Source organism: Arthrobacter gallicola (assembly GCF_014836775.1).
Classification (GTDB): Bacteria; Actinomycetota; Actinomycetes; order Actinomycetales; family Micrococcaceae; genus Arthrobacter_B; species Arthrobacter_B gallicola.
Genome location: NZ_JACSQD010000004.1, coordinates 115016 through 125762, shown reverse-complemented (window position 1 = coordinate 125762; position 10747 = coordinate 115016). Strand labels below are relative to the sequence as shown.

13 protein-coding genes and 1 riboswitch are annotated in these 10747 nt (G+C 67.2%); of the genes, 10 read left to right on the top strand and 3 right to left on the bottom strand.

What is annotated here, in order from left to right; genetic code table 11:
* Positions 1-7 precede the first annotated feature (7 nt).
* The 4 genes from H9639_RS10045 to H9639_RS10030 all read left to right on the top strand — a co-directional run bounded on the left by H9639_RS10045 (position 8) and on the right by H9639_RS10030 (position 3695).
* A complete protein-coding gene (locus tag H9639_RS10045) occupies positions 8-1246 on the top strand; it encodes a nitrate/nitrite transporter (protein ID WP_191807952.1) in 1239 nt (412 codons plus the stop codon).
* A 38-nt stretch (positions 1247-1284) separates the two neighbouring features.
* Positions 1285-2010 (top strand): histidine phosphatase family protein, encoded by a 726-nt coding sequence (locus H9639_RS10040; protein WP_191807951.1) that lies wholly within the window; start codon positions 1285-1287, stop codon positions 2008-2010.
* Positions 1994-2863 carry an NAD(P)H-hydrate dehydratase gene (locus tag H9639_RS10035; protein WP_191807950.1) on the top strand — a complete coding sequence of 290 codons (870 nt, stop codon included), beginning with the start codon at positions 1994-1996 and terminating at the stop codon, positions 2861-2863. Before H9639_RS10040 ends, H9639_RS10035 begins: the two co-directional genes overlap by 17 nt.
* 67 nt (positions 2864-2930) lie before the next feature.
* Positions 2931-3695, top strand: a complete 765-nt coding sequence (locus H9639_RS10030) for a CPBP family intramembrane glutamic endopeptidase (protein ID WP_191807949.1) — start codon at positions 2931-2933, stop codon at positions 3693-3695.
* A 4-nt stretch (positions 3696-3699) separates the two neighbouring features.
* On the opposite strand, the gene H9639_RS10025 is transcribed toward H9639_RS10030, so the two are convergent.
* Positions 3700-4140: a VOC family protein gene (locus H9639_RS10025; protein ID WP_191807948.1), complete on the bottom strand. Its 441-nt coding sequence runs from the start codon at positions 4138-4140 to the stop codon at positions 3700-3702.
* A gap of 115 nt (positions 4141-4255) precedes the next feature.
* Between H9639_RS10025 and H9639_RS10020 the strand changes: the two genes are divergently transcribed.
* From H9639_RS10020 to H9639_RS10005, 4 genes are all read left to right on the top strand, one after another.
* Positions 4256-4498, top strand: a complete 243-nt coding sequence (locus tag H9639_RS10020) for a hypothetical protein (protein ID WP_191747518.1) — start codon at positions 4256-4258, stop codon at positions 4496-4498.
* 170 nt (positions 4499-4668) lie between these two features.
* Entirely contained in the window at positions 4669-5880 is a 1212-nt protein-coding gene (locus H9639_RS10015; RefSeq protein ID WP_191807947.1) for a thiolase family protein, read from the top strand.
* The gene (locus H9639_RS10010; protein WP_191807946.1) at positions 5881-6636 is read left to right on the top strand and encodes an enoyl-CoA hydratase/isomerase family protein; all 756 of its coding nucleotides are present in this window, start codon (positions 5881-5883) and stop codon (positions 6634-6636) included.
* Positions 6633-7481 carry a 3-hydroxyacyl-CoA dehydrogenase family protein gene (locus H9639_RS10005; protein WP_191807945.1) on the top strand — a complete coding sequence of 283 codons (849 nt, stop codon included), beginning with the start codon at positions 6633-6635 and terminating at the stop codon, positions 7479-7481. The genes H9639_RS10010 and H9639_RS10005 overlap by 4 nt, the downstream gene beginning before the upstream one ends.
* Positions 7482-7521: 40 nt before the next feature.
* On the opposite strand, the gene H9639_RS10000 is transcribed toward H9639_RS10005, so the two are convergent.
* Entirely contained in the window at positions 7522-8085 is a 564-nt protein-coding gene (locus H9639_RS10000; RefSeq protein WP_191807944.1) for a hypothetical protein, read from the bottom strand.
* A 103-nt stretch (positions 8086-8188) separates the two neighbouring features.
* Here H9639_RS10000 and H9639_RS09995 point away from each other — a divergent pair, with 103 nt between their 5' ends.
* On the top strand, positions 8189-8935 hold the full coding sequence (locus H9639_RS09995; RefSeq protein WP_191807943.1) for a tyrosine-protein phosphatase: 747 nt from the start codon (positions 8189-8191) through the stop codon (positions 8933-8935).
* 18 nt (positions 8936-8953) lie between these two features.
* Here the strand turns inward: H9639_RS09995 and H9639_RS09990 are convergent, their stop codons facing one another.
* A complete protein-coding gene (locus tag H9639_RS09990) occupies positions 8954-9355 on the bottom strand; it encodes a hypothetical protein (RefSeq protein WP_191807942.1) in 402 nt (133 codons plus the stop codon).
* A 19-nt stretch (positions 9356-9374) separates the two neighbouring features.
* Positions 9375-9515: riboswitch (SAM riboswitch) on the bottom strand.
* Between the two features lie 130 nt (positions 9516-9645).
* Between H9639_RS09990 and H9639_RS09985 the strand changes: the two genes are divergently transcribed.
* Positions 9646-10692 (top strand): NAD(P)-dependent alcohol dehydrogenase, encoded by a 1047-nt coding sequence (locus H9639_RS09985; protein WP_191807941.1) that lies wholly within the window; start codon positions 9646-9648, stop codon positions 10690-10692.
* Positions 10693-10747: the final 55 nt, after the last annotated feature.

Genomic DNA, 10747 nt, shown 5'->3' with positions numbered 1-10747 from the left:
GACAGCCATGGCAGCGTCACCGTCCGCCCCCTCCGCGGCACCGAACCTCAAGTCCGGGCAGCTGCTGAACCTCATCACCGCCACCACTGCCTCAACCGTGGGCTTCTGGGCCTGGACCATCATCGGCCCGCTTTCCGCCCGGTACACGGCGGACATGGACCTTACCCCCACCCAGGCGTCGGTGCTGGTGGCGATGCCCATCCTCGTGGGGTCCATCGCCAGGATCCCGGTCGGCGCCTGGACGGACCGGTACGGCGGCCGGCGGATGTTCACCACCGTCCTGGGCGCCACGGCACCGCTGGTCCTGCTGACGGCCGTGGCCGGAGAGACAGGCAGCTACGCGCTGATCGTCGTCGTCGCCTTTTTCCTGGGCATCGCCGGCACGGTCTTCGCGATCGGCATTCCGTTCTGTTCGGCCTGGTACGACCGCACCCGCAAGGGCTTCGCCACCGGCATCTTCGGTGCCGGAATGGTGGGCACCGCGGTGTCGGCGTTCTTCACACCGCGGCTGGTCAGCGCGGTGGGCTACTTCAATACCCACCTCATCATTGCCTGCATCGTCGCGGCCATGGCGGTGATCTGCTGGCTGGTCCTGCGGGAATCGCCGGCGTGGAGCCGGCCCACGGAGCCAACGCTGCCCAAGATCCGCCATGCCTTCACGCTCAAGGTGACCTGGCAGCTGTGCTTTCTCTACGGCGTCGTCTTCGGTGCCTTCGTGGCCTTCTCCAACTACCTGCCCACGTATCTGGGCAACGTCTACGACTACGATGCGACGGCCGCCGGCACCCGGACAGCCGGTTTCGCGGTTGCCGCCGTGATCGCCCGGCCGATCGGCGGAACCATTGCGGACAAGGTCGGGCCAAAGATCGTCACGCTCACGTCCTTTGCCGGGACCGTGGTCCTGGCCATGGTGGTGGCGTTCCAGCCCAGCCAGGAACGGGTTTACGGGACCGCGTTCCTGCTGATGGCACTGTTCCTCGGTCTGGGTACCGGAGGGGTCTTCGCCTGGGTAGGACGGGCAGCACCGGTGAGAGACGTTGGTACGGTCGGCGGCATCATCGCCGCCGCCGGCGGACTGGGCGGCTACTTCCCGCCGCTGGTGATGGGCGCCACCTACGACGCCGAGCGGTCCAGCTACTTCGTGGGCCTCACCCTGCTGGCCGTCTTCGCGGCGCTGGCACTGCTGCTCACCTTCACCGTGCGCAACGGCGGAAAAACGGACGAACGGACCCGCGCCGAGACCTAGCCCTTGGCCTGCGGGCGGCCGGGGGTAGAGTCGGAGGAATGGGTGCAACAGAGCTGATTCTCATCCGTCACGGCGAAAGCGCCGGCAATGTCGCTGCCACGCGGGCCCAGCAAAACGGGGCCGAGGTAATCGACGTCGGCCTGCGTGATCCAGATGTGCCGCTCAGCGATGCCGGCGCGCAGCAGGCCCAGGCGCTGGGGCAGTGGCTGGCCGGATTACCGGAGGCCGAACGGCCGGACTCCGTGTGGTGCTCGCCGTATCTGAGGGCGCGGCAGACGGCCGAGCTGGCCGGCCTGGCACCGAACCGGGTCGATGAACGCCTGCGCGACCGGGAACTGGGAATCCTGGACCTGCTCACCGCGCGCGGCGTCGCCGCCCGCTATCCCGCCGAGGCGGAGCGCAAACAGTGGCTGGGGAAGTTCGCCTACCGTCCGCCGGGCGGGGAGTCCTGGGCCGACGTCGCGCTGCGGCTGCGCTCGCTGCTGCGGGACCTGGATGACAGCGAAGACGGCCGGCGGGTTGCCGTTGTCTGCCATGATGCCGTGATCCTGCTGCTGCGCTACGTCTGCGAGGGCCTTTCGGAAGCGGACCTGCTGGAGATCGCCGCCACCAGCAGTGTCCGGAACGGGTCGGTGACCCGGCTGGTCCGGCCCACCGGCACCGGATTCTGGCAGGTTGCGGAGTTCAACGTGGTGGACCACCTGTCCGGTGCGGGAGCACCGGTCACCGAACATGCCGGGGAGGGTAATGTCCATCCGCGCTGAACTGATCACCCCCGCGCTGCTGCGCCAGTGGCAGGTGTCACGGGACGCTGAAGGCAAGGACGACCGCGGCACAGTCCTGATTGTCGGCGGTGCCCGCCGGACGCCCGGAGCTGCCCTGCTGGCGGGCCGGACCGCACTGCGCGTCGGAGCGGGCCGCCTGACACTGGCCGTGGCGGAGTCGGTGGCTGTCGCCTCCGCCGTGGCGCTGCCGGAAAGCGGCGCGGTGGGACTTCCGGAGCGTAACGGCAGGATCGACGGGGCCGCGGCACCGGAAGCGCTGGCGGAAGACCTGGCTGCCGCCAGCGTAGTGGCGGTGGGTCCCGGACTGGACAATGCCGAGGACACTGCCGATCTGCTGCGGGCAGTCGTCCCGGGAATCCCCGCGGAAGCCGCAGTGGTGCTGGACGCCTATGCCCTCGGGGTGTTCCGCGACCTGCCGGAGCTGCACCCGCTCCTGTCCGGACGGCTGGTGCTGACCCCCAACCGGACGGAGGCGGCCCGGCTGCTGGGCCGGAAGGAAGTGGACGACGCCGCGTCCGCGGCGGCGGATATCGCACGGACCTACGGCGCCGTGGTCACCAGCCAGGGACGGATCACCGCACCCGACGGACGCGCCTGGGAGGTTCCCGCGGGGAATCCCGGCCTGGCCACCTCGGGGAGCGGCGATGTCCTGGCCGGCGCGGTGGCCGGGTTCCTGGCCCGCGGCGCCGCTCCGGAACAGGGTGCCTGCTGGGGAACCTATCTGCACGCCACGGCCGGGGACCGGTTGTCCTCCTCGAAAGGTCCGCTCAGCTTCCTGGCCAGCGAACTGCTTGAGGCGATGCCGCAGATTATGGCCGAACTGACCGTGTGATTCCTTTGAGGTCCCGCTCCGGCGGGCGGGTGATGCCTGCCGGATGCGGGACCGATACTGTGGATTGATGGCAACCCCCGAATTCCCGGCCCGTCCCGCAGACCGGCGCCGTGCGGTCCTGCAGGAGCCTCCGCTGAGCTACCGGTTCACCCGGGCGGACGGTGTGGCGCTGGCGTTCTACGCCGGGGCGCTGATGCTGCTGAGCCTGACGCCGGCGGCGCTCGCGGTGACCGCGCTTGTGCCGGATCCGGTGACGGCGTCCTACGCGGTGAACTTCACCTTCTACCTCATCGCGGGCATCCTGGCGTTCACGGCAGCCCGTGCCTACGTAGTGCGGGAAACCCGCATCCTTGCCACCCGGCCCTGGCTCACCCTCAGCGTTATACCGCTCGCAGTGATCGCGATGCTGGTCGCCACCATGGTCCTGGTGCTGTTCACCGGCCCGCCGCAGACGGCGGTGAACCAGGAGGCGGCCCAGGGTTTACTGGTCTCCATGTCCCCCTGGGTGATCGTTCCGCTGTTCGTGGTGCTGGCACCGTTTGTGGAGGAGTACATCTTCCGGCACCTGCTGATCGGCAAGCTGTCCCGGCGGTGGAATCTCTGGGTGTGCTGCCTGCTCTCGCTCCTGCTGTTTTCCGGAATCCACGTTGTCCAGGAAACCGAATTCTCCCTGGCTGTCCTGACCCCGTACCTCGCCATGGGCGCGGTCCTGGTGGGCGTATACGTCTGGGCCGGGAACAACTTCATGCTCTCCTACGCCGTGCATGCCGCTAAGAACCTGCTTGCCGTGGTGATCACTTACGCCGTGCCGGTGGAGCTGCTGCAGCAGTAACGGCTCAGCTGATGCAGAATTCGTTGCCTTCCGGATCTGCCATCGTGTACCAGGCATGCGGACCCTCATTGGCCTCCCAGAGGAACTTCGCACCCCGCGCCTCGAGGTCCGCGCGGATGGCGTCCTTGTCAGCTCCGGCCAGCCGGATGTCCAGGTGGATCCGGTCCTTGACGGTTTTCGGTTCCGGAACCGGCTGGAACAGGATGCGCATGGGTGTCACGGGCGAAGCGTCCGGAACCGGCTGCAGGATGGCGGAACCGCCGCGCCACATCCGGACACCGTTGTGCTCGATCAGGTCATCCGGGGAGGCATAGCCTTTCGCGAGCATGTCATCTATGAAGCCCTGGTTGGTTTCCTCCACCGGCCAGCCAAGGGTTGTGGCCCACCAGTCAGCCTGGGCATGGGCGTTTTCGCAGTCGATGCAGATCTGAATGTCGTAGGCCATGGCCTAAACCTAGGGCACGATGAAGTCCCGGTCGGCGGCGTTCAGGACAACTTGTGTCCGCATGAAGATAATTCAGTTGTGCCCGACCGGGCGGCACCGAGAGAGAGGGGAAAACATGCTGGAGTTCCACGATGACGTAATGCTGCGCCTAATGGGCAGGCAGCCGAACTGGATCGCTCCCGCGGTCATTCCCGCCGGGCTGGATCCCCTGGTGCGGTGGCCGGACCTTTTCGAGGGCCTCTCGGCGCGGCAGGTAAGGGCTGTCCGGGAAGCCTGCTCAGCAATCTGGCAGGCAGGCTGGACTGCCCCCAGCCGGACGGATGTCGCTGACCTGACCGCAGAACTCCGGCAGGACTGACCTGGCTTCGCACCGGACCCGGGTACATTACCCAAACTCTCCGGGGGCCCCTTCATGTGTTTGACCGCTCCGCCGGGTTCTGCAATTGTTTATAGAACGTTTGGTCGGTAAATCCGGCAGCCGCGGGCAGCGAAGCCCGGCGGCAGACTGGCAACTCTTTGGGAGCAGACATGGCTGAGGCTTTTCTCGTAGGCGGAGTTCGGACCCCGGTGGGCCGCTACGGGGGTGCGCTCTCCAGCGTCCGCCCGGACGACCTCGCGGCCCTGACGCTGCAGGAACTGGTGGCCCGTGAAGGCCTGGATCCCGCCGTCGTCGATGAAGTCATTCTCGGCAACGCCAACGGTGCCGGCGAAGAGAACCGCAACGTCGCCCGCATGGCCGCACTGCTCGCAGGGTTCCCGGACACCGTCCCCGGCATCACCGTGAACCGGCTCTGCGCTTCGGGGCTGTCTGCCATCATCATGGCCTCGCACATGATCAAGTCCGGTGCCGCGGACATTGTCATTGCCGGCGGCACCGAGTCCATGAGCCGCGCGCCGTGGGTCACCGAAAAACCCACCAAGGCGTTCGCCAAGCCCGGTGACACCTTCGACACCTCGATCGGCTGGCGCTTCGCCAACGAACGCTTCGCCTCCGGGGACCTCTCCCGCGATGGAAAGATGACCTACTCGATGCCGGAAACCGCCGAGGAACTGGCCGCCACGGACAGCATCTCCCGGGAAGACGCCGATGCGTTTGCCGTCCGCTCACACGAAAAGGCGCTGGCCGCCATCGCTGCGGGACGCTTCAAGGACGAAATCGTCCCGGTCACGGTTCCGGGCCGCAAGGGGGACACCGTCGTGGATACCGACGAAGGCCCCCGCGAGGGCACCACCCTGGAGGTCCTCGGCAAGCTGCGCCCGGTGGTCAAGCCCGGCGGAATTGTCACCGCCGGCAACGCCAGCTCCCTGAACGACGGCGCCTCCGCGATCATCGTTGCCTCCGAGCGCGCCATCAAGGAATACGGGCTCACCGCCCGCGCCCGGATTGTCGACGGCGCCTCCGCCGGTGTGCCGCCGGAAATCATGGGCATCGGCCCGGTTCCGGCGACGCAGAAGGTGCTGCAGCGCAGCGGCGTCCGCCTCGATCAGATCGGCGCCGTCGAACTCAACGAAGCCTTCGCCACCCAGTCCCTGGCCTGCATCCGCCGCCTGGGCCTGGACGAGGGAATCGTGAACAACGACGGCGGCGCGATCGCCCTGGGCCACCCGCTGGGCTCCTCCGGCTCACGCATCGCCATCACCTTGCTGGGCCGCATGGAACGCGAAGGCGCTTCCCGCGGCATCGCGACCATGTGCGTGGGCGTTGGGCAGGGAACCGCGATGCTGATTGAGGCGCTCTAAATGGCGGGCTTCGAGCACTTCACCACGCTGCAGGTTAGCGTTGGCGGGGACCGGATTTCCGCCGTCCTCAACCGGCCAGAGGTCCGCAATGCCATTGACCAGGCCATGGTCGATGAGCTGCACGAACTCTGCGCAGTGCTGGAAAGCGACCCGAAGATCCTGATCCTTTCCGGCACCAACGGCGTTTTTGCCTCCGGCGCGGACATCGCCCAGCTGCGCGAACGCCGCCGGGAAGACGCCCTGCGCGGCATCAACTCATCGATCTTCCACCGGATCGCCAAACTGCCCATGCCGGTCATCGCCGCGCTGGACGGCTACGCGCTGGGCGGGGGAGCGGAGCTGGCCTTCGCCGCCGACTTCCGCCTCGCCACCCCCACCGTGAAGATCGGCAACCCGGAAACCTCGCTCGGCATTATGGCTGCAGCCGGCGCAACTTGGCGGCTGAAGGAACTGGTGGGCGAACCCCTGGCCAAGGAGATTCTCCTGGCGGGCCGGATCCTGAACGCCGAGGAAGCTCTGGCAGCCCGCCTGGTCACCGAAGTCCATGACGCAGGGAACCTGCTGGACGCAGCGAACGCCCTGGCCGACCGCATTGCCAAACAGGACCCCCTGGCCGTGCGCATCACCAAATCCGTGTTCCACGCTCCCGCTGAGGCGCACCCAGTGATCGACACCCTCGCCCAGGGCATCCTGTTCGAGTCCGAGGCGAAGTTCGACCGTATGCAGGCTTTCCTGGAAAGGAAGAAAAACAAATGACAGTTCCTCCCAAGGTCGGTGTCCTCGGCGGTGGCCGCATGGGCGCAGGTATTGCCCACGCCTTCTGCACGGCCGGTGCCGCCGTCGTCGTGGTGGAACGCGACGACGCCGCCGCCCAGGCAGCCTACGAACGCGTGGCCGGGAATCTGGCCAGGAGTGTGGAGCGCGGCACTACGTCTGAGACGCTGGAGGCCCTCACCACGCGGCTGAGCGTGTCTACCGATTACGCCGACTTCGCCGGATCCGGTTTGGTGGTCGAAGCGGTGCCGGAGGACTTCAGCCTGAAGGCGACGGCGCTGGTGGCGGTCGAGGAACAGCTGGACCACGATGCCTGGCTGGCATCCAACACCTCCTCGCTCTCCGTCTCCGAACTGGCGGAGAAGCTGCAGCGCCCAGACCGGTTCTGCGGCCTGCACTTCTTTAACCCGGTTCCGGCATCGACCCTGATCGAGGTGGTGCTCGGTAAACGGACCTCCGGGGAACTGGCCGCTGAAGCCCGCACCTGGGTTGCCGACCTGGGCAAAACACCCGTGGTTGTCAACGATGCTCCCGGCTTCGCCAGCTCGCGGCTGGGCGTGGCGATCGCCCTGGAAGCCATGCGCATGGTCGAGGAAGGCGTGGCCTCCGCGGAGGACATCGACGCCGCCATGGTGCTGGGCTACAAGCACCCGACCGGCCCGCTGAAGACCACCGACATTGTGGGCCTGGATGTCCGGCTCGGCATCGCCGAGTACCTGGCCTCCACCCTCGGTCCGCGCTTCGAGCCGCCGCAGATCCTGCGGGACAAGGTGGCCCGCGGCGAGCTGGGCCGGAAATCCGGCAAGGGCTTTTTCGACTGGAGCTGACCCGCCGCTGAGCTCACGAGGGGCTGCCCGGCACCGGCCGTCAACGGCGCGCTTCCTGAATCCCTGCGTACCATCCGGGAGCGCGCCCGTTATCCGGCGGCTGGAGTGCTGCGGCGTCGATCCCTGCGGTCTGCAGCAGCCAGGAAATCAGGGAGTTTGAGTTCCACATGTCGCCGTCCGGCATTTTCTCTCCCCAGACCAGCCGCGGCACCTGCCCCACGCGGCCAATGAGCGCTTCGGCACCGGCTTGGGAAACACCCCAATCCACGGGCGGTGCCGCCGCGTAACCGAGGTCCGGGATGACTCCGTTCCGGGAGCAGCGGACTTCATACCGGAAGAGCCTCAAGGCGCCGGCCCGGCGTAATCCGACGGAACCGGTTGCCACTACGCAGCCCTGGCCCGAACCCTTTCCCCACGCCGGTGCCATCTCGATGGCATACCTGGAACCCTCAACGGTGACCTCCAGTGCCGTATGGAAGAGCGGCTGGGGGCGGCGCCGCTCCTTCCGCGCCTGCCACAGCTCCCACCAGCGGCTGGTGTGGACCACCACACGGCCGCCGGCACCTACCGGCAGCCACCACAACCGCACCAGTGCCTGGCTCAAGTCCTGGGTTCTCTCCGTTGGGTCACCCGCCCATCCTGCCTTGCCGGCGCAGCACCCGCCAGCTGCGGGCACGGTTGATCCGTCCGCCCCCTACGCTGGAGCCATGGACAGCGCCAGAAACCGGACAGTGGACTGGGAAGGTGCGGTGAACGCCCGGGACCTCGGAGGCATCCCCGTGGCAGGTGGCCGCACCATCCAGCCGGGCAGACTCTTCCGGATGGGACGCTCCGAATGGCTCACTGCGCGCGGCTGGGAACAGGCATACGACGCCGGTGTCCGCACCGTGGTGGACCTGCGGAACGAGGCCGAAATCGGCAGGCGGGACACCGATCCGGCAGTGCCGCCGTCGGCCGTCCAGCACATAGCGGTATTGAACCGGCCCACCCAGGAATCCGCTGACCCCGAGTTCACCGCCCTCACCGGACCATATATGAACTCACCGCGCTTTTACCCTGACAACCTTGCGCGCTGGCCGGAGAAATTCGCTGCGATAGTCCGGACTATCGCCGAAGCTCCAGCCGGCGGCGTCGTGATTCACTGCTCCGCCGGACGGGACCGCACGGGGCTGGTCACCCTGCTCCTGCTGCAGCTCGCAGGTGCGGCACCGGAGGCGATCGCCGCGGACTATGCGGCAGCGTTCGCGGGAATCAATGAGTGGCACCGGCTCCAGAAGCAGCCGCGGGAGCGTCCGCTGGATGACCACGAACTTGCCGGGCGAAGCGCTGCGGCACGGAAGGAACTTCTGGCCGTGGCCGGGAGCCTGGACAGCTGGAACTTCCTGCTCCGGGCTGGAGTGGACAGGCAGACGCTGGATCGGCTTCGGGCACGGCTGCTGGATGAAACCTGCTGACCGGGGCCGGGGGAGCCGCTACGGGCGTGAAGCCGGTTGCGGGACGGAATGCGGAGCCTCAGCGCGGACCGTAGTCTCCGGGCACCGGTGCGCGCGTTCCGTGGCGGCCAAGCAGAAAAAAGAGCTGCCGGCGGGGCTGTTGAAGCCACCGGGGACCAGCAGGATGGAGTGCAGTGCGCACCACTGCGGATTTCCGCCAGCGGAGGCCAGGGCCAGTGCGAGACGGGCTACGTCCTGGTGCCACATCAGCTGCTGGGTGCCGTCGACCACCAGGGCAATAACGTCGAGACCGGGATCGGCATGGACTTCCACATCGACCCATTCGTCGTAGCCGGACAGGGCGCGGGCCGGAACAGCCGGAAGCCCGTCGCCCGGGTGCACCGAAGAGGCGCGGGTGGGGGAGTCACTGGAGTAAGCCACAGTGTTCATCCTTCGCAGGGAGTTGTCCTTGCCCGCTCCGGTTGGAAGCGGGCCGCTTCGTCATCCGAACCACCCGCCGAACAATGGGGTTGGTGTGAGGCCAGTCGGAGCTTTTCCTGACCGGTTGGTACCGGGGGGAAGGAGGCCACATCTCGTGAAGCACTGCAAACACTAGCGCAACCGGCCCCTGCAGCGGAAGCCCCCGCCCCCGCCGGGCAGATAGATGTAAATGTATATATGGTGGAGGTGGCGGATAACCTCCGCCAACCCGATTCAAAGAAGAAGGCGTTATGCGTGCAGTTGTATTTGAGAAGTGGCAGACTTTCCCGTCCCTGACCGAGGTCGAAAAGCCGAAGCCGGGCCCGGGGGAGGTCCTGCTGAAGGTGGCAGGCGCCGGTGCCTGCCACTCCGACGTCGCACTCTACAAGGACTTCGCCGAAGGTGCTCCGGGCTCGATTCCGCCCGCCTTCGTCCTGGGCCATGAGAACTCCGGCTGGGTCGAAGAGCTGGGTGAAGGTGTCAGCGGTGTGGAAATCGGCGGGGCCTACCTGGTCTACGGTCCGGTGGGCTGCGGGCACTGCAAGGCCTGCTCCCGCGGACAGGACACCTACTGTGAGAACGCCGCCGAGATGCCCTACCTGGGCATGGGGCTGGGCCGCGACGGCGGCATGGCTGAGTACCTGGTGGTCCCGGTCCGCAACCTGGTGCCGCTGGGGGACGCAGATCCCGTTGCCGCAGCTCCGCTGTCCGACGCGGCCCTGACGCCGTACCACGCCATCAAGAACTCCCTGCCGAACCTGGCCGGAGGCGGTAAGTTCGCCCTGGTGATCGGCCTCGGCGGGCTGGGCCAGATGGCCGTGCAGATCCTCAAGGCGCTCACCGGCGCCACCGTGATCGCCACGGACATGAAGGAAGAGGCCATGCAGAAGGCCGAAGCTGCCGGGGCCATTGTGGTTCCCGGTGGTGAAGGCCAGGTGGAACGCATCCGCGAGATCACCGGCGGCCGCGGCGTGGATGCTGCGTTCGACTTCGTGGGTGTGGGCCCGACCATCAAAACTGCAGCCGCTTCGATGGCACCGCAGTCCCGGTTTACCGTGGTGGGCATTGCCGGCGGATCGTATGAGTGGAGCTTCTTCACCACGCCGTACGAATCCACCATCACCAACACCTACTGGGGCACCATCGAGGATCTGCACGAAGTCGTGGCCATGTACCGCGCCGGGCAGATCAAGCCGGAGGTTGAGCTCTACAGCATGGACAACGCGCTGGAGGCTTACCGGAAGCTGGAGGCAGGCGAACTCAGCGGCCGCGCCGTCGTTGTTCCGCATATGAAGTAACGCTTCTGAAAAACAGTTCGACGGCGGTGCCCGCGTCTGGCGGGCCCCGCCGTCG